Annotated in this window: 23 protein-coding genes; 11 read left to right on the forward strand and 12 right to left on the reverse strand. The window is 69.7% G+C overall.

The features are described from left to right. Positions 1 to 116: 116 nt before the first annotated feature. The gene (locus CS062_RS26150; protein ID WP_158238723.1) at positions 117 to 491 is read left to right on the forward strand and encodes a response regulator; all 375 of its coding nucleotides are present in this window, start codon (positions 117 to 119) and stop codon (positions 489 to 491) included. A 12-nt stretch (positions 492 to 503) separates the two neighbouring features. Here CS062_RS26150 and CS062_RS09270 read toward each other — a convergent pair whose 3' ends face one another. Beyond that, positions 504 to 1,844, reverse strand: coding sequence for a sigma-54-dependent transcriptional regulator (locus CS062_RS09270; protein ID WP_099861365.1), 1,341 nt, complete (start codon positions 1,842 to 1,844; stop codon positions 504 to 506). Further along, a complete protein-coding gene (locus CS062_RS09275) occupies positions 1,837 to 3,729 on the reverse strand; it encodes a sensor histidine kinase (RefSeq protein ID WP_099861366.1) in 1,893 nt (630 codons plus the stop codon). Before CS062_RS09275 ends, CS062_RS09270 begins: the two co-directional genes overlap by 8 nt. A 283-nt stretch (positions 3,730 to 4,012) precedes the next feature. Between CS062_RS09275 and CS062_RS09280 the strand changes: the two genes are divergently transcribed. Genes CS062_RS09280 through CS062_RS09295 form a run of 4 tightly spaced genes read left to right on the forward strand, consistent with a single transcriptional unit; the run spans position 4,013 to position 7,627 of the window. Continuing rightward, positions 4,013 to 4,936 carry a branched-chain amino acid ABC transporter permease gene (locus CS062_RS09280; protein WP_091723702.1) on the forward strand — a complete coding sequence of 308 codons (924 nt, stop codon included), beginning with the start codon at positions 4,013 to 4,015 and terminating at the stop codon, positions 4,934 to 4,936. A 10-nt stretch (positions 4,937 to 4,946) separates the two neighbouring features. After that, complete coding sequence (locus CS062_RS09285) at positions 4,947 to 6,071, forward strand: ABC transporter permease subunit (RefSeq protein ID WP_099861367.1); 1,125 nt, start codon at positions 4,947 to 4,949, stop codon at positions 6,069 to 6,071. Positions 6,072 to 6,093: 22 nt separating this feature from the next. Then, the gene (locus tag CS062_RS09290; RefSeq protein ID WP_099861368.1) at positions 6,094 to 6,885 is read left to right on the forward strand and encodes an ABC transporter ATP-binding protein; all 792 of its coding nucleotides are present in this window, start codon (positions 6,094 to 6,096) and stop codon (positions 6,883 to 6,885) included. Between the two features lie 25 nt (positions 6,886 to 6,910). Then, complete coding sequence (locus CS062_RS09295) at positions 6,911 to 7,627, forward strand: ABC transporter ATP-binding protein (protein ID WP_099861404.1); 717 nt, start codon at positions 6,911 to 6,913, stop codon at positions 7,625 to 7,627. Positions 7,628 to 7,712: 85 nt separating this feature from the next. Here the strand turns inward: CS062_RS09295 and CS062_RS09300 are convergent, their stop codons facing one another. From CS062_RS09300 to CS062_RS09310, 3 genes are all read right to left on the reverse strand, one after another. Continuing rightward, the gene (locus CS062_RS09300) at positions 7,713 to 8,282 is read right to left on the reverse strand and encodes a GNAT family N-acetyltransferase (RefSeq protein ID WP_158238724.1); all 570 of its coding nucleotides are present in this window, start codon (positions 8,280 to 8,282) and stop codon (positions 7,713 to 7,715) included. Between the two features lie 169 nt (positions 8,283 to 8,451). Continuing rightward, complete coding sequence (locus CS062_RS09305; protein ID WP_099861370.1) at positions 8,452 to 9,435, reverse strand: alpha/beta fold hydrolase; 984 nt, start codon at positions 9,433 to 9,435, stop codon at positions 8,452 to 8,454. A gap of 150 nt (positions 9,436 to 9,585) precedes the next feature. Continuing rightward, positions 9,586 to 10,074: a MarR family winged helix-turn-helix transcriptional regulator gene (locus tag CS062_RS09310; RefSeq protein WP_099861371.1), complete on the reverse strand. Its 489-nt coding sequence runs from the start codon at positions 10,072 to 10,074 to the stop codon at positions 9,586 to 9,588. A 101-nt stretch (positions 10,075 to 10,175) separates the two neighbouring features. Between CS062_RS09310 and CS062_RS25765 the strand changes: the two genes are divergently transcribed. Together CS062_RS25765 and CS062_RS09315 are read left to right on the forward strand one after the other, a co-directional pair. Further along, on the forward strand, positions 10,176 to 10,505 hold the full coding sequence (locus tag CS062_RS25765) for a hypothetical protein (protein ID WP_143742299.1): 330 nt from the start codon (positions 10,176 to 10,178) through the stop codon (positions 10,503 to 10,505). Between the two features lie 140 nt (positions 10,506 to 10,645). Continuing rightward, complete coding sequence (locus CS062_RS09315) at positions 10,646 to 11,725, forward strand: substrate-binding domain-containing protein (protein ID WP_099861372.1); 1,080 nt, start codon at positions 10,646 to 10,648, stop codon at positions 11,723 to 11,725. 25 nt (positions 11,726 to 11,750) lie between these two features. Here the strand turns inward: CS062_RS09315 and CS062_RS09320 are convergent, their stop codons facing one another. The 3 genes from CS062_RS09320 to CS062_RS09330 form a co-directional block, all read right to left on the reverse strand. Then, positions 11,751 to 12,395, reverse strand: a complete 645-nt coding sequence (locus CS062_RS09320; protein WP_158238725.1) for a class I SAM-dependent methyltransferase — start codon at positions 12,393 to 12,395, stop codon at positions 11,751 to 11,753. A 201-nt stretch (positions 12,396 to 12,596) separates the two neighbouring features. Further along, positions 12,597 to 14,771: a TonB-dependent receptor gene (locus tag CS062_RS09325; RefSeq protein ID WP_099861374.1), complete on the reverse strand. Its 2,175-nt coding sequence runs from the start codon at positions 14,769 to 14,771 to the stop codon at positions 12,597 to 12,599. 108 nt (positions 14,772 to 14,879) lie between these two features. Next, positions 14,880 to 15,242, reverse strand: a complete 363-nt coding sequence (locus CS062_RS09330; protein ID WP_099861375.1) for a hypothetical protein — start codon at positions 15,240 to 15,242, stop codon at positions 14,880 to 14,882. 176 nt (positions 15,243 to 15,418) lie between these two features. Between CS062_RS09330 and CS062_RS09335 the strand changes: the two genes are divergently transcribed. The 4 genes from CS062_RS09335 to CS062_RS09350 all read left to right on the forward strand — a co-directional run bounded on the left by CS062_RS09335 (position 15,419) and on the right by CS062_RS09350 (position 20,637). Beyond that, a complete protein-coding gene (locus tag CS062_RS09335) occupies positions 15,419 to 17,161 on the forward strand; it encodes an Hsp70 family protein (protein ID WP_099861376.1) in 1,743 nt (580 codons plus the stop codon). Further along, positions 17,161 to 18,786, forward strand: coding sequence for a hypothetical protein (locus CS062_RS09340; RefSeq protein WP_099861377.1), 1,626 nt, complete (start codon positions 17,161 to 17,163; stop codon positions 18,784 to 18,786). The genes CS062_RS09335 and CS062_RS09340 overlap by 1 nt, the downstream gene beginning before the upstream one ends. Before the next feature lie 259 nt (positions 18,787 to 19,045). After that, a complete protein-coding gene (gene lepB / locus CS062_RS09345) occupies positions 19,046 to 19,723 on the forward strand; it encodes a signal peptidase I (RefSeq protein WP_099861378.1) in 678 nt (225 codons plus the stop codon). Between the two features lie 203 nt (positions 19,724 to 19,926). Beyond that, positions 19,927 to 20,637: a glutathione S-transferase N-terminal domain-containing protein gene (locus CS062_RS09350; protein WP_099861379.1), complete on the forward strand. Its 711-nt coding sequence runs from the start codon at positions 19,927 to 19,929 to the stop codon at positions 20,635 to 20,637. 69 nt (positions 20,638 to 20,706) lie between these two features. On the opposite strand, the gene CS062_RS09355 is transcribed toward CS062_RS09350, so the two are convergent. The 4 genes from CS062_RS09355 to CS062_RS09370 are packed head-to-tail and all read right to left on the reverse strand — an operon-like array spanning position 20,707 to position 25,043. Beyond that, complete coding sequence (locus CS062_RS09355; RefSeq protein WP_233217997.1) at positions 20,707 to 20,955, reverse strand: SlyX family protein; 249 nt, start codon at positions 20,953 to 20,955, stop codon at positions 20,707 to 20,709. After that, positions 20,952 to 22,814, reverse strand: a complete 1,863-nt coding sequence (locus CS062_RS09360) for a DUF885 domain-containing protein (RefSeq protein WP_099861381.1) — start codon at positions 22,812 to 22,814, stop codon at positions 20,952 to 20,954. Before CS062_RS09360 ends, CS062_RS09355 begins: the two co-directional genes overlap by 4 nt. A 50-nt stretch (positions 22,815 to 22,864) precedes the next feature. Next, positions 22,865 to 24,730: a ferrous iron transporter B gene (gene feoB, locus CS062_RS09365; RefSeq protein WP_099861382.1), complete on the reverse strand. Its 1,866-nt coding sequence runs from the start codon at positions 24,728 to 24,730 to the stop codon at positions 22,865 to 22,867. Continuing rightward, a complete protein-coding gene (locus CS062_RS09370; protein ID WP_099861383.1) occupies positions 24,723 to 25,043 on the reverse strand; it encodes a FeoA family protein in 321 nt (106 codons plus the stop codon). Before CS062_RS09370 ends, feoB begins: the two co-directional genes overlap by 8 nt. Positions 25,044 to 25,216 lie beyond the last annotated feature (173 nt).

Here is a 25,216-nt window from a genome sequence, read left to right on the forward strand (position 1 = left end):
GCGCGGAGTGCGGGGGAACGGGAATTGCCATGGAGGCCCCATGCCCGCCCGCCGAGCGTCGCTCTCCGGCGCGCCGGCGGAACTTCCCCCTTGGACCTCTTGCCGCAGGGATTGCCATGCAACCGTACGCCGTCATCGTCGACGACAACCTCGAATCCAGCGAGACGCTGGCCATCCTGCTGGAACTGGAGGGCTACACCGCCGCCACCGCCGCGACCCTGGCGGAGGCGCGGGCCCGCATCGCCGCGCGCCGCCCGGACGCGCTGATCCTGGACCGCGCGCTGCCGGACGGGCAGGGCATGGATTTCGTCAGCGAGGCGCTCAGCGCCGGGCCGATGACGGTCGTCATGCTCACCGGCACCTCCGATCCGGGGGACGCGGCCGAGGCGATCCGACGCGGCGCGAGCGCCTATCTCGTCAAGCCGGCCACCATCCAGCAGCTCAAGGCGGTGCTGGACAAGGCGCAGCAGGCGGCCAGGCAGGCCGCCTGACCGGGGACGGCTTCAGCGGAAGTCGTCGAGCTGGATGCCGTGCCGATGCAGCTTGTCGTACAGCGTCTTGCGAGGCGTGCCGAGCAGTTCCATCGCCGCCGGCACCTTGCCGCCTGAGCGGCGCAGCGCCTGCTCGATCAGCGCCTTCTCGACCATCTCCATCTGGCGCGCCAGGGCCAGGTTGGGCACCGCCTGGATCGCGGCCGTGGAGTCCAGGTCGTCCAGCGCCAGCACGAAGCGGTCGGCCGCGTTGCGGATCTCCCGCACGTTGCCGGGCCAGTCGTGGGCCATCAATTCGCGCAGCTTGTCCGGCGTGAGCTCGGGCGCCTCGCGCTCGTAGCGCTTGCAGGCCTGCGCGACGAAGTGCTCGAACAGCAGCGGGATGTCCTCGCGGCGCTCGCGCAGCGGCGGCAGCACCAGCGTGGCGATGTTGAGCCGGTAGTAGAGGTCGCTGCGGAACTGTCCGCGTTCGCCCATCTCCTTGAGGTCGGCCTTGCTCGCGGCGATGAAGCGCACGTTGATGACCTGCTCCTCGTTGGAGCCCAGCCGCTCCACGCGCCGCTCCTGCAGCACCCGCAGCAGCTTGATCTGCAGCGGCACCGGCATGGTCTCGATCTCGTCGAGCAGCAGGGTGCCGCCGTTGGCGTGCTCGATCTTGCCGATGCGGCGCTTGCCGGCCGAGGTGAAGGCGCCGGACTCGTGGCCGAACAGCTCGCTCTCGAACAGCGCCTCCGGCAGGCCGCCGCAGTTGATGGCGACGAAGTGCCGGTCGCGGCGCGGACTCTGGTCGTGCAGGCAGCGCGCGACGAGCTCCTTGCCGGTGCCGGTCTCGCCCAGGATCATCACGTCGGCCGAGGTGGTGGCCAGGTTCAGCACCTGGCGCCGCAGCTGCTGCATCGCCGGGGACTTGCCCAGCAGCGCCGCCTCGATGCCGCTGGCGGCCGAGAGCTGCGCCCGCAGTTCGTCCGCGGAGTGGCGCAGCATCCGCAGGTCCAGCGCGCGGCGCGCGGTGTCCAGCAGCCGCTCCGGCGCGAAGGGCTTCTCGATGAAGTCGTAGGCGCCGTTGCGCATCGCCTGCACGGCCATGTTCACGTCGCCGTGCGCGGTGATCAGGATCACCGGGATCTGGGGATCGGTCGCCTGGACATGCGCCAGCAGCGCGCGGCCGTCCATGCCGGGCAGCCGCACGTCGGTGATGACGATCACCTGCGCGCCGGGCTGCACATGCGGCAGCGCCTCCTCGGCCGAGCGGCAGGGCACGACGCTCAGCCCCTCGAGCTCCAACGTCTGGGTCAGGCTGACCCGCACCGGCAGGTCGTCCTCGACGAACACGACCTTGTAGCCCTCAAACATACTGACCCTCCTCGGCCTGCCAGGTGTCGACCTCCAGGTCGAATTCGAAACTCATGCCCTGGTCCAGCCGGTGCGCCCGCAGCGCGCCGCCGAACTCGTGGACGATCTTGGACGAGATCACCAGTCCCAGCCCCAGGCCTTCGCCGGCGGGCTTGGTGGTGAAGAACGGCTCGAACAGCCGCGGCAGCAGCGCCTCGCTCAGGCCCGGTCCGGTGTCCTGCACCTGCACCAGCACCCGCCGGCCGTCCTCCGCCGGCACCGCGGCCACGCGCAGGCGGCGCGGGTCCCCGGGGCCGTCGGGCGGCGGCTCCGACGCGATCGCGTCGATGCCGTTGCCCAGCAGGTTCACCAGCACCTGCTCGAGCCGGTTGGACTCGGCGCTGACCCTCAGCCCGGGCGGCACGTCGACCTCCACCGGCAGGTCCAGCGCGCGGGTGCGGTGCTCCAGCAGCAGCCGCGCGTTGTTCACGCAGGCCAGCAGCGACACGGCCGTGCGCGCCGGCTCCGCCTTGCGGGCGAAGCTCTTGAGCTGGCGGGTGATCTGGCCCATGCGTTCGACCATGTCGTCCATCGTCTGCAGGTTGTCCGCGACCGCTTGCAGGCGGCCGGCCTCCAGCAGCCGTTGCGAATTCCGTGCCAGCGCGCGCAGGGCGGTCAGCGGCTGGTTCACTTCATGCGACAGGCCGGCCGACATCTGCCCCAGCACCGCCAGCTTGCTGGTCTGCAGCAGCTCGCCCTCGGCCTGGCGGCGCTGCGCGATCTGCTCGAGCAGTTCCTCGTTGATCTGGCGGAGTTCCGCCGTGCGTTCATCGACGATGCGCTCCAGCTGCGCATGCGCGTTCTGCAATTCGGTCTTCGCATGGAAGAGCTGCCGCAGCGCGCGCCGGCGCGACGCGAGGTACAGCAGCAGCATCCCGATCGCCGCGCCGAAGGCCGCGCCGCTCCAGGCCGCCAGCCGCGCCTGGCGCCGCACCTCGGACAGGTCGGACAGCGCCAGCAGCCGCAAGCCCAGCGGCAGCAGCTGGCGCTCCTGCGCCAGCAGCGTCGTGCTGGCGGGGGCCGGCGCCCGCACCAGCAGGCTGTTGTAGGCCTCCAGCGCGCCGGGCAGACCCAGGTCCGGACCGACGCGCGGATAGCGCGCGCTGGCCTGCAGCCGGTCGCGCTCGGACGCGTCGGCGCGGTTGAGCACCGCATAGCGCCAGTCCTCGACCGAGCTCATGATCACCACGCCCTGGTCATCGGAGACCAGGATGCGCTCTCCCTGCGAGCGCAGCCCCAGGTCGACCCAGGTCGATTCCAGCGGCGCCAGGTTCAGCTTGACCACGATCACGCCCTGCAGCTGCTGGTTGCGGCGCAGCGGATGCAGCAGGAAGAAGTTGGTCGAACCGCTCAGCCCCGCCTGACCCGCGTCGGAGGCGAAGAAGTGGTGGCGGTCCTGCTCGATGGCCTGCTGCAGGCGCAGCGGCGGCGTCAGCGGTTCGCTGGAGGCGAGCACGCGGCCCTCGGGGTCGGCGACGAAGATCTGCGTCGTGCCCGCGCGCACGTTCACCCGCGCCAGCACCAGGCTGGCCGACTTGCGCAGCGCCTCGTCGTCGGGATGCTCGACCAGCTGGGTGACGTCGCTGTCGATGGCCAGCAGGCTGGGCAGGTAGGCATGGCGGCCCAGCTCGGTCTGCAGGTTGGAGGCGTAGAGCTCCAGCCGCTCGGTGGCCAGGGCGCTGAGCTGGTCGAGGCTGGCGCGCTCGCTGAGGCGGTGGCCCAGCAGCAGCCCCAGCAGCATCAGCACGCCGGTCAGATAGAGATAGAAGGTCGGCCGGCCCAGGAAGTGCGCCAGCCGCTGGCGGGCGGAGGAGGTGGCGAAGGAGGAGGTGACGACCGGTTCCATGGGAGACGAAAAATCGCCGCCCAGTGTGCCCAAGTTGGCGCGCGCCTTGCACCCGGCGCACCGGCTTTTTTGTGACTGGCGAGGATTCGCCCGGCTGGCTAGGCGGTTTGTGCGGATTTCCGCACTTCGTTGCGTCGCCGAGACTGGGGAGACACGCCCGGCGGGTGCGCACAGGGGCGCCCGCGTCGGTGAATACCCTTGAAACGGACGGATTGGCACGCGGGTTGCACCCGCAAGCGCCGTCACGCGGCGCGAGCCGTGTCCAACAACATGCTGGGGCCTTATGGAGATACTTTTTCAGCAGATCATCAACGGGCTGGTGCTCGGGAGCATGTATGCCCTCGTCGCGCTGGGCTACACGATGGTTTACGGGATCATCAACCTCATCAACTTCGCGCACGGCGAGGTGCTGATGGCAGGCGCCCTGGTGAGCTGGACCGTCGTCACGGCGCTGGCCGGCCTGGGCCTGCCGGGCTGGCTGCTGATGATCATCGCGCTGGCCTGTGCGATCGTCGTCTGCACGCTGCTCAACTTCGCGATCGAGAAGATCGCCTACCGGCCGCTGCGCAACGCGCCCAGACTCGCGCCGCTGATCACCGCCATGGGCATGTCGCTGCTGCTGCAGACGCTGGCCATGATCATCTGGAAACCCAATCCCAAGCCCTTCCCGCAGCTGCTGCCCACCGATCCGATCCAGATCGGCGGCGCGGTGATCACGGTGACGCAGGTGCTGATCCTGGTCACCACGGTCGTGATCCTGGGTGGCCTGCTGTTCCTGGTGAACCACACCAAGATGGGACGCGCGATGCGCGCCACCGCCGAGAACCCGCGGGTGGCCGCGCTGATGGGCGTCAAGCCTGACGCGGTCATCTCGCTGACCTTCATCATCGGCGCCGCGCTGGCCGCGGTGGCCGGCCTGATGTGGGCGGCCAACTACGGCACCGTGCAGCACTCGATGGGCTTCATGCCCGGGCTGAAGGCCTTCACCGCCGCGGTGCTGGGCGGCATCGGCAACCTCGCCGGCGCGATGGTCGGCGGCGTGCTGCTGGGCCTGATCGAAGCCATCGGCGCCGGCTACCTCGGCGACCTGACCGGCGGCGTGCTGGGCAGCCATTACGCCGACATCTTCGCCTTCATCGCGCTGATCCTGGTGCTGACGCTGCGTCCGTCGGGCCTGCTGGGCGAACGCGTCGCCGATCGCGCCTGAGGAGCCTCACATGCACAACAAATCCAAGCTGATCACCTTCCTGATCGCCGGCGTGCTGCTGCTGGTGCTGCCGCTGTTCGCGCAGTCCTTCGGCAACGGGCCGGTGCGCATCATCGACCTGGCGCTGCTGTACGTGCTGCTGGCGCTGGGCCTGAACATCGTCGTGGGCTATGCCGGCCTGCTGGACCTGGGCTACGTCGCGTTCTACGCGGTGGGTGCCTATCTCTTCGCGCTGCTCAACAGCCCGCACCTGGCGGAGAACTTCGAGCACATCGCCGCGGCCTTCCCCAACGGGCTGCATCTGCCGCTGCTGCTGGCGATCGCGCTGGCGGCGCTGCTGGCGGGGCTGTTCGGCGTGTTGCTGGGTGCGCCGACGCTGAAGCTGCGCGGCGACTACCTGGCCATCGTGACGCTGGGCTTCGGCGAGATCATCCGGGTGTTCCTGAACAACATGGAGTACCCGCTGAACATCACCAACGGCCCGCGCGGCATCGGCCAGATCGACGGCGTGCACTTCCTGGGCTTCCAGTTCAGCCAGAACCACACCTTCTTCGGGATCGAGGTCAACTCGGTGTCGATGTACTACTACCTGTTCCTGGCGCTGGTGATCGCTTCGGTGGTGATCTGCTACCGGCTCGAGAACTCCCGCATCGGCCGCGCCTGGATGGCCATCCGCGAGGACGAGATCGCCGCCAAGGCCATGGGCATCAACACCCGCAACATGAAGCTGCTGGCCTTCGGCATGGGCGCGACCTTCGGCGGCGTGGCCGGCTCGATGTTCGGCGCGTTCCAGGGCTTCGTCTCGCCGGAATCGTTCAGCCTGCAGGAGTCGGTGATGATCGTCGCGATGGTCGTGCTGGGCGGCATCGGCCACATCCCGGGCGTGATCCTGGGCGCGCTGCTGCTGGCCGCGCTGCCGGAAGTGCTGCGCTACGTGGCCGGTCCGCTGCAGGAGATGACCGACGGCCGCCTGGACGCGGCCATCCTGCGCCAGCTGCTGATCGCGCTGGCGATGATCGTGATCATGCTCATGCGTCCGCGCGGCCTGTGGCCGTCGCCGGAGCACGGCAAGTCGCGGCCGCTGCCCCCGGGGGCACAGCCGCCCGCGAACACCGGCAGCGCCATCAACGCCTGATCCGTGCCAGGAGCCAGAAAGAATGACTGAAACCGTACTGAAAGTGGCCGGCGCGTCCAAGCGCTTCGGCGGCCTGCAGGCGCTGTCGGATGTGGGCATCGAGATCAAGAAGGGCCAGGTCTATGGCCTGATCGGTCCCAACGGCGCCGGCAAGACGACCTTCTTCAATGTGATCACCGGCCTGTACGTGCCCGATGGCGGCACCTTCGAGCTGGGTGGCCAGGCCTACAAGCCGCAGGCCGTGCACCAGGTGGCAAAGACCGGCATCGCGCGCACCTTCCAGAACATCCGGCTGTTCGCCGAGATGACCGCGCTGGAGAACGTGATGGTCGGCCGCCATGTGCGCACCCATTCGGGCCTGATGGGCGCCGTGTTCCGCACGCCCGGCTTCAAGAAGGAAGAGGCCGAGATCACCGCCCGCGCCCGCGAACTGCTGGCCTATGTCGGCATCGAGCGTCACGCCGACTTCAAGGCCCGCACGCTGTCCTACGGCGACCAGCGCCGGCTGGAGATCGCCCGCGCCCTGGCGACCGATCCCAAGCTGATCGCGCTGGACGAGCCCGCCGCGGGCATGAACGCGACCGAGAAGGTCGTGCTGCGCGAGCTGATCGACCGCATCCGCAACGATGGCCGCACGATCCTGCTGATCGAGCACGACGTGAAGCTGGTGATGGGCCTGTGCGACCGCGTCACGGTGCTGGACTACGGCAAGCAGATCGCCGAGGGCACGCCCGCCGAGGTGCAGCGCAACCCGAAGGTCATCGAGGCCTACCTGGGCGCCCATGCGGCGCACGACGCCCACGCGGCGCCCTGATCGACCGACGAAAGAGATCGAAAAGATGGCAGACAACATCCTCCTCCAGGTCGAGGGCCTCAAGGTCGCGTACGGCGGGATCCAGGCGGTCAAGGGCGTGGACTTCGACGTGCGCCAGGGCGAGCTGGTCTCGCTGATCGGCGCCAACGGCGCGGGCAAGACCACGACGCTCAAGGCCATCACCGGCCTGCAGCCGCTGGCGGTCGGCGACGTCAAGTTCATGGGCCAGTCCATCAAGGGCCAGGGCGCATGGAACCTGGCCAAGCAGGGCCTGGTGATGGTCCCGGAAGGCCGTGGCACGTTCACGCGCATGACCATCACCGAGAACCTGCAGATGGGCGCGTTCATCCGCAACGACAACGAGATCCAGGCCGACATCGAGAAGGTCTTCGGCCTGTTCCCGCGGCTGAAGGAGCGTCGCAACCAGCTCGCCGGCACGATGTCCGGCGGCGAGCAGCAGATGCTGGCGATGGGCCGCGCGCTGATGGCGCGTCCCAAGCTGCTGCTGCTGGACGAGCCGTCGATGGGCCTGTCGCCGATCATGGTCGACAAGATCTTCGAGGTGGTGAACGACATCCACCAGCAGGGCGTGACGGTGCTGCTGGTGGAGCAGAACGCCAGCCGCGCGCTGGAACTGGCCACCCGCGGCTATGTGATGGAGTCGGGCGCGATCACGATGAAGGGCGACGGCAAGGCGCTGCTCAACGATCCGAAGGTGCGCGCCGCCTACCTCGGCGAGTGAACGGCATCGCGGCGAGCCCGTCTCGCCGCCATCAACGGCACAGGGCCCCGCTGGGGCCCTGTTTCATTGCGATCGCCGCCGCGCCTCAGGCTTCGCCGGGGCGGTCGCGGGGCACCATCTCGAGGTAGTCGGCGATGCGGCCGCCATCCAGCGGCTTGACCATCACCCGCAGCGAGTTGACGCGCTGGCCCATGCTGATGCCGTCGCGCCGGCGCACCTCGGAAAAGCCCTGGCGCTCCCAGAAGCGCTCGGCGCGGCCATTCCCCACGACCACCCCCAGACGCACCCAGGCGGCGCCGCGGCGCCGCATCCAGCGTTCGAGTTCGGCGTAGATCTCGCGCGCGGCCGGCGAGCCATGCAACTCGGTGGCGACGATGAACAGCCCCACCAGCCAGACCCGCGGCGCCATCAGGTCGGACACCAGCGAAGCCATCGCGACCAGCTCGCCCTGGTCGTTCGCGTAACCCAGCAACCGTTTGGCGCTGAAGCTCCAGCCTTCGGGGGGGAGGTCGCGGATCTCCTCGCGGGCCTCGTCGGGACGGGGTGGGGCGCCGTTGACCTGCTCGAAGTAGAGCGGGTTCCGTTCATAGAACCGCTGCAGCAGGTCCTCGTCGCTGGCCTGGAGTTCGAGCACGTGAACGCGCGGCAGCGACAAGGAGGGGGGAGGGGGGATCGGCATCGGCGAGGTCCACGAGCCGGCGCCTTGCGGCGCCGTCCATCGGAAAGATCACCGAGCGTACCAAACGTCACGCGAGCCGAAATCCCGCGTGGCCCTTCCCCCGAAGGTGGGGGAAGGGCGGCGGCCGCTCAGGCCGCGACGGTGCTCACTGGCGGATGAAGGCCAGCAGATCGGCGTTGACGCGCTCCTTGTGCGTGTCGGTCAAGCCATGCGGCGCGCCCGGGTAGACGATCAGCTTCGCACCCTTGATCAGCTTCGCCGACGCGCGGCCGGAGATGTCGATCGGCACGATCTGGTCGTCGTCGCCATGGATGACCAGCGTGGGCTTGTCGAACTTCTTCAGGTCCTCGGTGAAGTCGGTCTCGGAGAAGGCCTTGATCGAGTCAAAGGTGTTCTTGTGGCCGCCTTGCATGCCCTGGAACCACCAGTTGTCGATCAGGCCCTGCGAGACCTTGGCGCCGGGGCGGTTGAAGCCGTAGAACGGGCCCGAGGGAATGTCCTTGTAGAGCTGCGAGCGGTTGGCCAGTTGCGCCGCGCGGATGCCGTCGAACACCTCCTTGGGCACGCCGTTCGGGTTCTTGTCGGACTTGACCATGATCGGCGGCACGGCCGAGACCAGCACCGCCTTGGCCACGCGCGCGGTGCCATGGCGGCCGATGTAGCGGGCGACCTCGCCGCCGCCGGTGGAGAAGCCCACCAGCACCGCGTTCTTCAGGTCCAGCGTCTCGATCACCGCGGCCAGGTCGTCGGCATAGTGGTCCATGTCGTTGCCGTCCCAGGGCTGGCTGGAGCGGCCGTGGCCACGGCGGTCATGGGCGATCACGCGATAGCCCTGGTCCGCCAGGAAGATCATCTGCGACTCCCAGCTGTCCGAGTTCAGCGGCCAGCCGTGGCTGAAGACGATGGGCTGGCCGTTCTTCGGGCCCCAATCCTTGTAATACAGCTGCACGCCGTCCTTGGTCGTGATGAAGCTGCCGGACGGCTGAGCGCTCGCGACCGGAGCGGGTGCCACTTTGGCGCCAGCGGCGAGCGCGGGCGTGGCGACCGCGCCAGCGGCGGCGATGGCCAGCGTCGAGAGCGCGAGCAGCTGACGGCGCGATTGGCGGGCGAGGGTGGAGAAGGCATTCATGGTGGGGCTCCTTGAGGGTATTGCGACAGGCGCGATGGGGTGGTGGGGAAGCAGGGGCAAGCGATCGAGGTCTGATTGCTTGCTAATAGTTTGTGTACGAATTAAATGACAGGCGTGTTGATGGGAGGGATGGCAGTGACAAGGGCGGCTTCAGCCGGATTTGCGCGCCATCCGCTCGCGCAGTGCGAGCAGGCGGTCGCGCAGGTCGATGAGTTCGGCCAGGTCGGTGTCCGAGGCATCGACGATGCATTGGGGCAGGTGGCTCGCGCGCTGGCGCAGGGCACGGCCCGCGGCGGTCAGCGTGATCAGCACCTGACGCTCGTCCTGCGGGGAACGATCGCGGCTGACCAAGCCGGCCGCCTCGAGGCGCTTGAGCAGCGGCGTCACCGTCGGGGAGTCGAGGAAGACCCGCTCCGCGATCTCGCCGACGGTCAGGCCATCACGTTCCCACAGCACCAACATGACCAGGTATTGCGGATAGGTGATCTCGAGGTCCTTCAACAGATCGCGGTAGACCTTGTTCAGTCCCAGCATCGTCGAGTAGATCGCGAAGCAGAGCTGCTCGTCGATCTGCTGCGGGACGCAGACGGCGGGCGTGCCGGTCGCGGTCTGTCGCTTGGAGGTGGAGGTGCGTGCCATGGGAACGAAATTTACTTTGTGTGCGAATTAATGGCAAGCAAAAAGATTTGCCGGAGTCGGCTGCAGGGGCTTCGGCTGGGCAGAATGCGCCGCGGGAGGAAATGAACGATGCAAGACAGGCACGAGTCCCCGGCGCCCGACGCCGGCGGATCTCCACCGGCCCCGACGATGGCCACGGTCACGCGCAACCCGCGCACCTGGGGCCTCAGCGGCTGGTTGGCGGTGCTGCTGGGCGCGCTGTACGGGCTGTTGATGCGCGCTTCATCCTGACGCCGCTGTCGGCCGGCCGCACGCGGCTGGACATCGAGGCCCACTTCCGCGTCACCTCCAGCTTCAACGGCTATGCGGTGGCAGTCTCGGAATTCCTGGGGCGGGACTTCGTCGACGGCCTGCTGGCGCTGTACAAGCGCCGCGCGGAAGTTCCGGCCTGAGTCCGGTCCGGAACGAGGTCGCGGCGCGGCCCTTGGCACGGTGACCGGGCCTCGCTCGAGGGGCGCGCGGCCCCCCGCGCTTGCCCGATGGCGCGACGGCGTCGACGGGAGCAAGATCGCCCCCCGAGGAGACAGCATCGATGAATGTCCGCCGCTTCGCCGGGTTGCGCCGTCGCGCCATGTCGATCGCGTGGGGGGCCGGCCTCGCGCTGGCCGCCGTGGCGCAGGCGTCGTCGGGCCCGACCGCCTCGCCGGTAGGGAACAAGGAAGCGCCGCGTCGGGTGACCTTCATCGCGCAGGACTTCCGCAACGGCGGCATCGCCGCCGTCTTCCGCGGATTCGAGGAGGCCTGCCGGGAACTGGGCTGGACGCTCACCGTCAGCAACGGCAGCGGTGAGCGCGCCCAGGTGCGGGCGCATTTCGAGCGCGCGGTCGCCGGTGATGCCGAGGGCATCGTGCTGGGCGGCTTCAACGAAACCGACATCACCGACCTGATGCCGACCGAGGCCGGCGCCGCCAGGCCGATGCTGGTCGGCTGGCATGCGGCCGCCCGCCCGGGCGTCACGCCGCTGCTCCGCGCCAACGTCACGACGGAACCGGCGGCCGTCGCCGAGAAGGCGGTGGAACTGGTGATCCAGTCCGAGCGCGCGCGCGTGGGCGTGGTGATCTTCAGCGACAGCCGCTTCGAGATCGCCAACGTCAAGACGCGGCGCATGGTCGAGGTGTTGCAGCGCTGCGCGCGGTGCGAGGTGCTCGGCGTCGAGGACCTGCCGATCTCCGATGCCTCGCGCGCGATGCCCGCGGCATTGACGCGGCTGCAGCAACGCCACGGCGCGCGCTGGACCCATGTGCTGGCGATCAACGACGTCTACATGGATTCGCTGAGCTTTCCGCTGCGCGCGATGGGGCGCCCCGACATCGTCGGCATCGCGGCCGGGGATGGCTCGCGGACCGCGCTCAGCCGCATCCGATCGGGCCGGTCGATGCAGTTCGCCACGATCGCCGAGCCGACCGGGCTGCAAGGCTGGCAACTGGCGGACGAACTGCGGCGGGCCTTCGCCGGTCAGCCCGCCAGTGGTCGCGTCGCGCAGCCGATCGCGGTGACGACCGCGCTGCTGCAGGGGCTGTCCGCATCGGCCGGCATCGACGACGCCTTGTCCTACCGCGAGACCTATCGGCTGGAGTGGTTCGGCGCGTCGGCGGGCTCGCCGCGACCCTGAGTGACCCGGGGGGGCCGCCGCGCCGTCAGGGGCCGATCGCGGGCGAGGGCAGCGGATCCGCCTCGCCGTGATCGCGCTTGCGGCGGCAGAAGAACTCCCACACCGACTTGGGCTTGCCGTAGCGGCTCAGCGTGCGCTTGTCGAGGTGCTCGATCTCGAAGCAGGCGCTGAGCACCTCCTCCAGCTTCGCGCGGGTGAAGAACTGCTTGGCGACGCCGTCCACCGGCGTCAGCGCCCAGCTCGAGGCATCGTCCGGCGCGCCGTAGTGCCAGTCGTCCTCCGCGTTCACGCAGCCGATCAGCTTGCCGTCCGGGGCCAGCACGCGGGCGATCTCGCACAGCGCGCGGCGCGTGTCCTCGCGATCGAAGTAATGCAGCGACAGCTGCGCGACAGCCAGGTCAAACTCGCCATCGCGCAGCATTGGCATCGTTCGCACGTCCGCCAGCAGGTGACGTGCCCGCGGCGACTGTCGGCGGCAGCGCGCCAGCGCCTCGGCCGAAATGTCGATGCCGGTGACGTCGACGCCCAGTTCCAGCAGGGCCGCCGTCTCCCAACCATCGCCGCAGCCGATGTCCAGCGCGCGACGCACGCCCGGCAGGCGGTGCTGCCAGCCGCTGAGCCATGCCTCCTGGCGGCTCAACGGATGGGCGGCGTAGCGGCGGTCCCACACGGCGGAGGGCGGCTCGTCGATTTGCGGTGAGCCGGCTTCCGTTCGTGGCGGGTCTTGGTCCGTGCGGTCTGTGTGATCGGGCGGCGGTGCAGTCATGCGCCGCAGCGTACCGCGATGACGATCGCTCCGCCGTGCGCCGGACCACCTTCGCCCGATCCAGGCGACAGGGCCGGCGCCGGCGGCGTCATCCCTCGCGCGTGCTCAGAACTCCTTCGTCAGGCTGACGTAGACCGTGCGGCGCTGGCCGTACTGCGGCGCGCCGACGCCGATGCCCGAGCCATCACGCAGCTGGTAGACCTTGTCGAACAGGTTCACCACCGACAGCCGCGCCTCCACCGGACCGCCGCCACCGAGGTCCAGGCGCTTGCTGAGGTCGGCATTGAGCGTGGTGTACGACGGCAGGTGCGTGGTGTTGGCGAAGCCGTTGCGCAGGCCGGATCCGAACAGCGCGCTGGCACCGACCGCATAGCCATCGCCGACGCGGACGTTGACCCCGGCCGAGGCGCTCAGCTTCTGCTCGTGGTCCAGGTGCACCCAGTGGTTGGCGATGAAGTCGAGCTCGTCCTGCTCGAAGTTGAACTGGCCCGTCTCGACCTGCCTGGCCCGCGCGTGCGTGGTGCCGAGGTTGGCGTAGGCGGACCAGTCCTTCTCCTTGTAGTTCGCCGTCAGGTCCACGCCGTAGATGCGGCCATGCGCGTAATTGAAGGCGGAGTAGATCAGCGCGTTGCCGAACTGGCCCTCGTCCTGCAGGTGCTGCACCGCGCGGTAGTAGCCATCCACGCCCAGGGTGAGCTTGGGCGTGACCTGCCAGACCGCGCCGGCATCGTAGTAGTTCGAACGCTCCGAGCGCACCGCGGTGTTGGCATCCGACGGCAGCGCGTTGGTCGTGCCGGCGAAGGCGCTGACCGAGGTGGTGTCGATCTTCTCCGTCGGCGGCGGCGTGAAGTAGCGCGCATAGCCGGCATGCAGGCGCAGCGCCGGGGTCGCGTCCCAGACCAGACCCACGCGTGGGCTGAGCTGATGTTCCTTCGTGACCGTGTCGACCTGGTCGTAGCGCGCGCCGTAGTTCAAGGTCAGCGTGCGGTCCAGCTTCCATTCGTCCTGCAGGTAGGCGCCCCACAGGTGGCCGCCGAGCCGGCCGCTGTCGGCGATGCTGATCGGCGTGGTGCTGGTCGGGTTGCCGTCGTCGTCGGCGGGGAAGACCAGCGCGTCGTTGCGCGTGCTGGCGTGCTCGCGCTGGGCGAAGAGGCCGCTGCGCAGCGTGTGCGCGCTGTCCAGGCGCCAGCTCAAGTCGGCCTGCACGCCGTTGGCCTCGTTGCGGCGCAGGATGTCTGCGGCGACGCCCAGGTACTGCAGGTCGCCGACCGTGTCGGGCGAGTAATGCACGTCGGTATAGCGGTGGAACAGCGAGACCTGGTAGTCCACCGTGTCGCCGATCGCGCTCTGGTAGCTCACGACCGCGAAGCGATTGCGCTCGCGCTGGTGCGCGTCGAGCGTGCTCGAGTCCTTGTCCGGCGTGCCGTCCAGCGCGAAGGCGGTCGACTGCCCCGGCGAGTCGGGAATCTGGAACCGGTTGTTGGTGACGCCGGCCATCGCGGTGATGCGGCTGTCGTCGCCCAGCAGGTACGAGACCAGGCCGAAGGCCTTGCCCTGGTGCGTGCGGTCGTGGAGCGCGTCGCGCGAAGGTGTCGGGTTCTCGATGCCCAGGTCGTTGCCGAGGAAGGAGCCGCTGAACTCATAGCTGAGCCGTCCCTGCGTGCCGTGGACCGAGAGGTCGAGTTCGCGCGAGCGCTGGGTGCCCAGCGTGATCCCGGCGCTGCCGGCGAAGGGCTTGTCGTCGTCGCCGACGCCCTGGGTGGTGATGTCGACGATGCCGGCGGTCCGGTAGCCGTATTGGGCCGGCAAGGCGCCGGTGAGCAGGCTGATGCTGTTGGCGAAGCGGGTCTCCAGGGTCTGGCCGAAGCCGCTGATCGCCTCCGGAATGACGACGCCGTTGATGCGGTACTGCAGGTTGGCATGGTCGCCACGCACATGCAGGCCGCCGTAGGAGTCCTGCACCACGCCGGGCGCCTGCAGCAGGACCTGGTTCAGCGGCGTGTCGTCGCCTTGCGGCAGGCGGCCGATGTCGGCCTTGCTGAACTTGTAGATCGTGCTGCCGGTGTCGGGCGACAGGCCATTGCGCGCGGCGTCGAGGCGACTGCGCGCGCCCTGGACCTGGACCGTGGGCAGCGCCTGGCCGGCGGCGGCCGAGGCCGCGTCGGCGGTCGCGGTGGAAGAGGAGGGCGTGGCGTCGTCGGCGCGTGCGGGCAGGGCGTGCAGCAGCGGATAGGCGAGCGACAGGGACAGCGCGAGCACGCGCAGCGGAGGATGAGTCATGGTGTTTCTCTGGAAATCTGGAATCGGTCGAGCGCGCGCCAGGCGCCGCGCCTGCGCTTCAAGAAGGCGTTCAGGCGTGGGCGGAAGGCGCAGCGGTCAGGGGCGGATTCAGATCGCCAGGGGCGGGCCGCGACTGCGTGGCGGCGGCGCGGGGAGCGCGCGCGGGGCGAGCTCGGCGCGCGCCGTCTGGACATGGACGGCCTCGGCGAGCGCGAGCACGGGGGGCTCGGCGCGGGCCGAAGCGGCCAGGTCGTCGAAGGCCAGGCAGGTCTCGCACAGCGGGTCGACCGGCAGCGGATCCGCGTCGGCATGGGACTGGCCGTCCCCCGTGTCGACGCCGTGAGCGACGGTCGCGCCGGCCGGCGCATGCGCCCGCGCATCGGTCAGGTGACCGATGCCGTGCCACACCGCGCCCTGCTGCGACAGCAGCATGAGCAGCGGGAGCAGCCAGTGCAGGAGGTGCTTGCGCATGGGGCGCGATTATGGGGGGCTCCGCGATCCGCGCAATTGGTCACGCGCGTCGGCGCTTTGACTGGTCAACTCCCCCCGGAGGGCGATGGGCCTTCGCCCATCCGCCGGATAGTGTGGCGCGTCGCGCGCCCTGGCGGCGCGGCCCGCCCTGATTCCACCTGTTTCGTTCTCGATCCATGACTGCCCCCGCGTTCGTTCCCGATATCGTCGGTATTGACCTCGGCACGACTCATTCGCTGGTGGCCTACTGGCGCGATGGCGCCTCCCGCCTGATCCCCAACGCGCTGGGCCAGACGCTCACGCCGTCGGTGGTGAGCCTGGACGAAGACGGCAGCGTGCTGGTCGGCCTCGCGGCGCGGGAGCGCTTGCAATCGCATCCGGATCGCACGGTGGCGAGCTTCAAGCGCGGCATGGGCACGGGCACGTGCTACACGCTGGGCGAGCGCCAGTTCCGCGCCGAGGAGCTCTCCGCGATGGTGTTGCGCGCGCTGCGGGCCGACGTGCGGGCCTGCTTCGGCCAGGACGTCGATCGCGCCGTGATCACCGTGCCCGCCTACTTCTCCGATGCTCAACGCGCCGCCACTCGCAACGCCGGCCTGATCGCGGGCTTCGTCGAGGTCAGCCTGCTCAACGAGCCCACCGCCGCCGCGCTGGCTTATGGCCTCAACCAGCAGGAGGACAGCCAGTTCCTCGTCTTCGACTTCGGCGGCGGCACCTTCGACGTGTCCATCCTGGAGCTCTTCTCCGGCGTGATGGAGGTGCGCGCCACGGCGGGTGACAACCAGCTTGGCGGCGACGACGTGGATGGCTGCATCGAGCGCTGGGTGATGGGCGCCGCTGGACTGCCCGACACGCTGCTGCGCGACGAGCGCTTCGTCTCCAAGCTCAAGGCCCGATGCGAGGCCGCCAAGCGCGCGCTGGGACCTTCCGGCGCGGTGCCGATCGCGTTTCAGCACGACGCCCACGTGGTCGACCTGAGCTTGCGCGCCGAGGACCTCGAACGCCTGATCCAACCGGTGCTGGAGCGGCTGCGCCAGCCGGTGGAGACCGCCATCCGCGACGCCCGCATCAGCACCGCCGACCTGTCGGCCATCGTGCTGGCCGGCGGCAGCTCGCGTCTGCACGCGGTGCGGCAACTCGTGACCCGGATGTTCGGGAAGTTCCCGAGTGCGAGCATCAACCCGGACGAGGTGGTGGCGCTGGGCGCGGCGGTCCAGGCCGGACTGAAAGCCAACGCGGCGGAACTGGTCGAGCGGGTGATGACCGACGTCTGCCCCTATTCGCTGGGCATCGAGAGCGCCAAGCAGGTGAGCGCCGACCGGCTGACGGCCGGTTTCATGTCGCCGATCCTGCCGCGCAACACCGTCGTGCCGGCCAGCCGCGTCGAATCGTTCTCTCCCATCCACCCGCAGCAGAAGGTGATTCAGGTCCGCGTCTACCAGGGCGAGGCGCGGCTGGTGAAGGACAACATCCTGCTCGGCCAGTTCGACGTGGACCTGCCGCGCTTCAGCGCCGAGCACAAGCCGCATGTCGACGTGCGCTTCACCTACGACATCGACGGCCTGCTCGAGGTTGAAGCCACGCCGATGCTGGCCGGTCGTTCCGCTGGCGAGCCGCAGCGCCTGGTGATCCAGAACTCCGACGAACGGCTGTCGCCGCAGGAGGTGGCCCAGCGCTTGAAGGCCCTGTCCGAGCTGAAGCTGCATCCGCGCGAGCGCATGGAGGTGCGAGCGCTCGTCGCCCGCGCCGAGCGGCTGTTCATGCAGGTCAGCCGCGACGACCGGGAGCAGTTGGGGACGGCGATCACGCGCTTCGAACTCGACCTCGACTCCCAGGATCCGCGCCGCATCGAGCAAGGCGGCGAGATCCTGCGTCGCCTGGTGCACCAGATCGAAGCCGATTCGCCGCTGGGGGTGTGATGCCTGTCTACCTGCCCAGCTACTTCGTCGCGCTCGGCCTGGACGAGACAGCCACCGAGGCGGACGTCAAGGCTGCCTACGCCTCCCGGCTCAAGCAACTGGACCGCGCGCGCGATCCCCTGGGGTTCCAGGACCTGCGCGGCCACTATGAGGCCGCGATCGCGCACTTGCGCGAAGGGCGCGGCTTCCTGGAGATCGAGTTCCTCGGCGACGAGCCGGAGACCGCGCCGGCTTCAGCGCCGGCTCCAGCACCGGCTCCAGCACCGGCTTCAGCGTCGTCGCCGTCGCCTCAGCCGGACCTGGAGATCGATCCCGCGCGCGTCGCGGAGGCGGCCTACGAGGCCTTCCTCGCCGCCTTCTGGCGCCTCGACGCTCGGGCGCTGGCCGCCGCCGTGGGTGTGCTGCGGGATGCGCTGGCGTCGCCGGCGCTGGCCTCGCTGGCAGCGCGGGAGGCCTTCGAGCGGCGCGTTGTGGGCGCGCTGCTGAGCCGCAGCCTCCGACGCCGCTCCGGCCTGCTGCTCTTCGCCGCGATCGAGGCCTTCCGTTGGTCGGAACGAGTGCCGCTGGCGCCGCCCGGCAGTGACGAGTCCGGTCTGCATCGATGGATGGATGCGGCGCTGCTGCTCGATGAGCGCGACCGCACCGTCTGGCTCTGGCTCGCCGAGGAGCCGCGCCCGATGTTGATCGGTGCGGCGCCTTTGCACCGAAACTTCGACTGGAACAGTGCCGTCCGCGAAATCTGCTGCCAGCCGGGTGAGCTCGGAGCTTGGCATGCGCTGGCGGCCGGCGAGCCTGTCGCGCCATCGCCGGCGGACGCAGCGCCGGCGCCGCGGCTGGGGGATTCACCGCTGCCGTCGCGCACCACGCTGCGGGAATGGCTGCAATGGCTGATGTCGCCCGCATTCCTGCTGCTGGTCGCGCCCCTGTTGATCGCCGGCCTGGTCATGGGCCTGCTGTGGCTGCGCGGCGAGGGCCGCGAGCCCGAGAACCGGCTGACCTGCGCGGCCCGCTTCGCCGCTGCGGCGCAGGGGCATTGGAAGGGCCTGAGCATCGGGCAGGTGGAGCAACTGAACCGCTGCGCCCATGAAGCGCCGCCGCCGACGTGCGAGGACCGTGGGCGTCTGAAGCGGCTGAACCGCCTCGCGGCGGTGTTGATCGGTTCGCAGGATGGCGGCCCTGCCGACGTGGGCTATTTCTTCGGCAAGGACGAGGTGGTGCTCGATCCGGAGGATGGGCAATGGGTGGCGACCCGCGGCGAGCCCTGCGGCCGGGCGGCATGGGAGCTTTATCGGACCGGCGGCTGGCTGCGGCTCGGCCACGGACCGACGGCCGAGGCCATCGTGCGCCGGGGCGCCGTCTGTACAGAGATGGCCGGCTCCGGGCGCGGCGGGAACGCCTCCCCAACGCACGGCGTCGCCAGCGAATGGGCGGCTGACGACTGGGTCTTCAAGCTGCTCAGTCGGACCGACGCCTGGCAGGTCGCCACGCACCCGAATGGCCTGGAGGGCATTGCGCCGGCGCCGATCAAGCTGGATTCACTTGTCTCCACCGATCCGAAGCTCACCGAAGCGCGGGTCGAAAGCTGGGAAGGCAAGGCACCGGCCTGCGTGGCCGCCGGCGGCTGACGCGCGGCCAAGGGTCGAAGCGCTGCGCCGTCGCCACGCGCGGGCCGAGGGCGCAGCCATGACCCCGTTGCCCGCCCCCGGTCGCCGCTCACTGCATGCACATCGCTGATCGCTGTTGGCCGCCCGCTCGCCGCCATCCGCTCGCGGTTTCCCGCCATCCGCCGCAGCGCAGGCGATGCCAGCATTGCCGCGGCCCACAGTGGCATCTCCTCCACCGAGATCCGGGGTGTGTTGCATGTCGTCTCCGAAGCGTCCCCCAATGGCCCGTCTGCGCGAGTGGCTGCGCGAGAACCGCGGCTTCCTGCTGTTCCTGGTCGGCTTTCTGTTCTTCCGCACCGCGATCGCGGACTGGAATCCGGTGCCCAGTGCCTCGATGCGACCGACCATCCTCGAAGGCGACGTCGTCTTCGTCGAGCGCGTGGCCTACGACTGGAAGCTGCCGCTGACCGACATCTCGCTGCGGCGCACCGGCGAGCCGCGGCGCGGCGACGTGGTCACCTTCGGCTCGCCGCGCGACGGCACCCGGCTGATCAAGCGCATCGTCGCCGTGCCCGGCGACACGGTGGAACTGCGAGGTGATCGGTTGATCCTCAATGGCGAGCCCGCGACCTACGCGCCGGTCGAGGAAGTGGCCGAGACGCTGGTGCCCGGCGTCGCAGTGCGGGGCCTGCGCGAGATCGAGCAATGGGGCGGCCAGCGCCGCGTGGTGCAGTTCCTGCCGGAGGTCCGCGCGCGGCGCGACTTCGGCCCGGTGGTCGTGCCCGCCGATCAGTTCTTCATGATGGGCGACAACCGTGACAACAGCGAGGACTCGCGCTTCATCGGCTTCGTGCCGCGGCGGCTCATCATCGGGCAGGCGCACCGGGTGCTCGTCTCGGCCGACATCACCGGCCGCTGGGCGCCGCGCTGGGACCGGTTCGCCGCGCCGCTGCGGTGAGGGCGCCTCGATGACGGCGACGCCGTCGACCGGGGGCATCGAGGGACGAAACGCAGCGGATGGCCGAAGCGACGCGCGTGGGAGACGCGATCGCGGATCGGAGACGCCCTTGGTACGGTCCGCATTGACCTGTGTCGCGCAGGGTCTCTGATGGCGCGCCGAGAATCGCCCGTCCTCTACCTCCAACGATCGACGAAACCCTCATGACGGACCTGTCCCGCTTTCCCATCACGAAGAAGTGGCCCGCCCAGCATCCCGACCGGCTGCAGCTCTACTCGCTGCCGACGCCCAACGGCGTGAAGGTCTCGATCGCGCTCGAGGAGCTGGGCCTGCCGTATGAGCCGCACCTGGTCAGCTTCCAGACCGACGACCAGCTCACGCCCGAGTTCCTGTCGCTCAACCCGAACAACAAGATCCCGGCGATCATCGATCCGGACGGCCCCGGCGGCCAGCCGCTGCCGCTGTTCGAGTCCGGCGCGATCCTCGTCTACCTGGCCGAGAAGACCGGCCGGCTCATTCCGCAAGACCCGGCACGGCGCTACGAGACGCTGCAGTGGGTGATGTTCCAGATGGGCGGGATCGGGCCGATGTTCGGGCAGGTCGGCTTCTTCCACAAGTTCGCCGGCAAGGACTACGAGGACAAGCGGCCGCGTGATCGCTACCTCAACGAATCGAAGCGCCTGCTGGGCGTGCTCGAGCAGCGCATGACCGGCCGCGACTGGATCATGGGCGACGAGTACACGATCGCCGACATCGCGATCTGGCCCTGGGTCAACAACCTGGTGGGCTTCTACGGCGCCGGCGAGCTGGTGGGCTTCAGCGAGTTCAAGGAAGTCCAGCGCGTGCTCGCCTCGTTCCTGGCGCGCGACGCGGTCAAGCGCGGGCTGAACATCCCGGCGCGGTCGGCGGCCTGAGCGCCCTCTGACCCCCTCTCCCGCTCGCGGGAGCGGGCAGGGGAGAGGACCAGTAGCCGTCGAAGGACTTCAATAGTGCGGCGGCAGCTCATCGCGCAGCGAGCCCGCGCCGTCGCCTCTTCCCTCGGGCACCTGCTTGCGCAGCTGCGCGATCTCGCGCACCAGCGCGTCGATCTGCTCCTGCTGCCGCGCGACCTGCGCGTTCAGGTGATCGACGAGGTCTTCCGCGAAGCTGGCCTTGATCTCCAGCTCGGTCACCCGGGCCTCCAGGACCCGGACCTCCGCGGCCATCCCGGTGCCTGCTCCGTCCGCGCTCATGGCTTCGCCTTGGGCGCCGCGGCGGCCGGCGCGGCCGGCTGCGACATCAGTTCCGCGATCACCGAGACCGGCGCGTTCCCGTAGCTCAGGAACTGCTCGTTGAAGGCCTTGATGCTGAAGTCCTTGCCCAGCGCCTGCCGGCGCTGCTCGCGCAGTTCCATGATGTCGCTGTAGCCGCTGAAGTAGCTCGTCAACTGCACCGAGGTCAGCTGCACGCGACGCCACTTCTCGCGCGCCTCCCGCTCGGTCTGGAAGGCCTGGCGCTGCAGCAGGTCCAGCGCCTGCGCCTCGGTCATGCCCAGCACGTGGACGCTGTAGTCCAGGATCGTGTTGGTGACGCTGCGCAGGTTCCACTTGCCCCACATCAGCCACATCTCCGGCGCGTTCCCGCCGTAGCCGGACTCCAGCATCATCCGCTCGCCGAAGACGGCCCAGCCCTCGACCATCGCGCCGTTGCCGAACAGGGTCTTGACCAGCGACGGCGACTTGTTGGCATAGACCAGCTGCGTGTAATGGCCGGGCACCGCCTCGTGGATGTTGAGGATCTGCAGGATCCAGTGGTTGTACTCGCGCAGCGAGCTTTCGGCCTGCTCGGGCGTGAGGTCGTCCAGCGGCGTGACGTTGTAGTAGGTGCGGTCCTGCGGACGATAGGGCCCGGGCGCCTCGATGCCGGCGCCGGCGACGCCGCGCTGGTACACCGGCGTCTCGCGCACGATCAGCGGCTTGCTCGCGTCCTGGGTCAGCAGGTCGTGGTCGTTGATCCAGCGCTCCAGCTGCGGGATCTGGGCGCGGATCTCCTTGACGAAGTCCTCGCGCTTGACGTGCCGCTCGCTCAGCTTGCCGATCACCGCGCCGATGCGCGCGAAGCGGTCCTCGGGCCGGGGCGCGTCGCCCAGGGTCTGGGTCCAGAGCTGATCCGACAGCTGCGCCATCTGCGTCAGCAGCGCTTCGCGCGCCTGGAGCGCCCTTTGGTACATCTGCTCGGCCGAATGCGTGGACTGGATGTCGTAGCCGAACTTCTTCTCGTACAGCGCCTGGCCGAGCCGGAAGCTGCGCGCCTGGCCGCTGGCCTTGCCCGCCGCCAGCGACTGCTTCAGCTGCGCGGTGTAGCGGTTGACGGCCGTCTTCGCCGCGGCGATGCGCGCGGTGAGCTGCTGGCGCTCGGTGGCTGTCAGCGATGCGGCGTCCGCTCCCTGCGCGGCCTTGGCCACTTCATCGAGCACATTCAGCACGCCGGGCGCCTGGTCGATCGCCAGCTGCGTGTGCTCCAGCGTCGGCTGCTTCAGCAGCGCGGCGCCGGCCCGGTAGTAGGCCGGCACCTGCGCCAGTCGCGCCGAGATCGTCTTCAGCCGGGCCGGCAGCGGCGCGTAGTCGGTCGCCAGGATGTAGTCGATCGGTCCGGCGATGTTGAGGAAGGACGGATTCCACTCGTATTCGCGCAGCTCGGTCAGCTGGAAACGGTCGCTGCGCAGCTTGTTGAGCAGCTGGCCCAGGTCGGTGCGCGAGGCGGCGCTCAGCGTCGTCGCATCGACCGCCTCGAAGCGTCGCAGCCAGTCCGACGCGAAGGCCAGCGAGCGCGCGCGCATCGCGCGGTCCGGCGCCGGCAGTCGGTCGGCATATTCATAGCGGCCCGCGGCGATGGCGGCGTCCGGATCCAGGCGCCAGAGCGCCTCGATGTAGTCGTTGGCCAGGCGCTGGAAGCGCGCGTCGGCGGTGGTTGCCGCGTCGGGCTCGGGGCGCAGCACATTGCGGGTCGGCTGGGCGGCCGGATCGGCCGCGAGCGCGGGCAGGGCGGTCCAGGCGCCGACGGTGGTCAGCGCGGCCACGGCCAGCGCGCGAAGGGTGGGGCGGTGCGTCATGGGGCGCGAGCATAGCCCGGCCGGGCCGGCGCGATGCGCGCCGGCCGCCCTCAGGCCAGCCACCAGCGGCTGATGTGGAAGGTCAGCCAGGAGGCGAGGTAGGCCAGGCCGAACAGGTAGGCCAGCATGACGGCCGGAATCTTGTAGCCCCCGGTCTCGCGCTTGACCGCGGCGAGCGTCGAGATGCACTGCGGCGCGAAGATGAACCAGGCCAGCAGCGAGAACGCGGTCGGCAGGCCCCAGGTCGACGAGATCAGCGGCGTCAGCGCCTGCGCGGTGGCGTCGTCGCCGGTGGCCGAGAGCGCATACACCGTGCCCAGCGCGCTGACCGCGATCTCGCGCGCGGCCATGCCCGGCACCAGCGCCAGGCTGATCTGCCAGTTGAAGCCGATCGGCTCGAAGATCGTCGCCAGGCCGCGGCCCAGGTAGCCGGCGAAGCTGTACTCGATCGCCGGTCCGGTGGCGCCCTCGGGCGCGCCGGGGAAGGTCGACAGCACCCACAGCAGCAGCGTCAGCGCCAGGATGATGCCGCCCACGCGCTTAATGAAGATCTCCGCGCGCTGCCACAGGCCGATCGCGACGTTGCGCGCATGCGGCCAGTGGTAGCTGGGCAGTTCCATCATCAGCGGGCGCACCTGCCGGCCGGCGTCGGTGAAGCGCTTGAGCACCCAGGCCACCGCCATCGCCGCGATGATCCCGGCGAAGTACAGGACGAACAGCACCAGCCCCTGCAGCTCGATGCCGCCCCACAACTCGCGTTGCGGGATGAAGGCGCCGATCAGCAGCGCATACACCGGCAGCCGCGCGGAACAGGTCATCAGCGGCGCGATCAGGATGGTGACCAGCCGGTCGCGGGGATTGGCGATCGAGCGGGTGGCCATGATCCCGGGAATCGCGCAGGCGAAGCTCGACAGCAGCGGGATGAAGCTGCGGCCCGACAGGCCCACCGAACCCATCAGCCGGTCCAGCAGGAAGGCCGCGCGCGGCAGGTAGCCGGACTCCTCCAGGATCAGGATGAAGAAGAACAGGATCAGGATCTGCGGCAGGAACACCAGCACGCCGCCGACGCCCGCGATCAGGCCGTCGACGACCAGGCTGCGCAGGTGGCCCTCGGGCAGCAGCGCGCCGGCCTGCTCGCCGAGCCAGGCGGTGGCGGCCTCGATCCAGCCCATCGGCGCTTCGGCCCAGGCGAACACCGCCTGGAACAGGAAGAACAGCAGCACCGCCAGCAGGATCGGTCCGAAGACCGGATGCAGCACGATGCGGTCGACCTTGTCGCTGGGCAGCTCGCCCTGCAGCGCGTCCAGGCCGAGTTCCTTGAGGATGTGGCCGATGCGGGCGTTGTCCTCGCCCTCCGGCACGGCGCTGGCGGTCTTCCACAGCTCGGGCTGGTCCAGCACCGCGCGCAGGTCATCCAGGCCGTGGCCGTCGGTCGCGACCGTGCGGATCACCGGCACGCCGAGCAGGCCGCTCAGCTTGGCCGTGTCGATCTCGATGCCACGGCGCTGGGCCAGGTCGGCCATGTTCAGCGCGACCACGCAGGGCAGGCCCTGGCGCTGCACCGACAGGAACAGGCGCAGGTTGCGACGCAGGTTGGTCGCGTCCAGCACGCAGACGATCAGGTCGGGGCGCTTCTCGCCCTGGGCGCGGCCGGCGAGCACGTCGACGGTGACGCGCTCATCCGGGGAGCGGGGGTACAGCGAGTAGGTGCCCGGCAGGTCCAGCACCCGCAGCAGCTTGCCCGCGGCGGTCTTCAGCCGTCCTTCCTTGCGCTCGACGGTCACGCCGGCGTAGTTGGCGACCTTCTGGCGGCTGCCGGTCAGGCGGTTGAAGAGGGCGGTCTTGCCGCAGTTCGGATTGCCGACCAGCGCCAGCAGCGGCCCGGCCGGGTGGATGTGGACGACGGCCTCACGCATGGGCGGCCCCCGCTTCGCCGGCCGCGGCGTCGATCGGCGCGGCGAGGCGGCCGGTCGTGCCCCCCTCGAGCAGCACGCAGTCCGCCTCGGCACGGCGCAGCGCGAAGGTCGACTGGCCGATGCGCACCACCAGCGGGTCGGCGCCGGGCATCGCGCGCGCCAGCACGGCGACGTGCTCGCCGGCGACGAAGCCGAGTTCCTCCAGCATCTGCTTCCATTCCGGCGCATGGGCCGGCGCCTGCAGCGACTTGACGCGGTGCGCCTGGCCGAGGACGGCCTGCGCGAGGGTGGGGACGGGAAGGACAGCGCTCATGTCGTGGGGATCTCGGGCGGAGCCAGCGGGCTTGCGAAGCGAAACATTCTAAATGATAGTGATTCTCAACTTGCTCGGTCGGACCGGGGTGACGATTCAGTCAATCCCGGGGCGCCTGGCGATCCCTGCAAGTCGGCACGGGAACTGCTAGCGGCTAGTGCGTATTCCAGCAG

Source organism: Roseateles chitinivorans, from assembly GCF_002761755.1.
Taxonomy (GTDB): Bacteria; Pseudomonadota; Gammaproteobacteria; order Burkholderiales; family Burkholderiaceae_C; genus Roseateles; species Roseateles chitinivorans.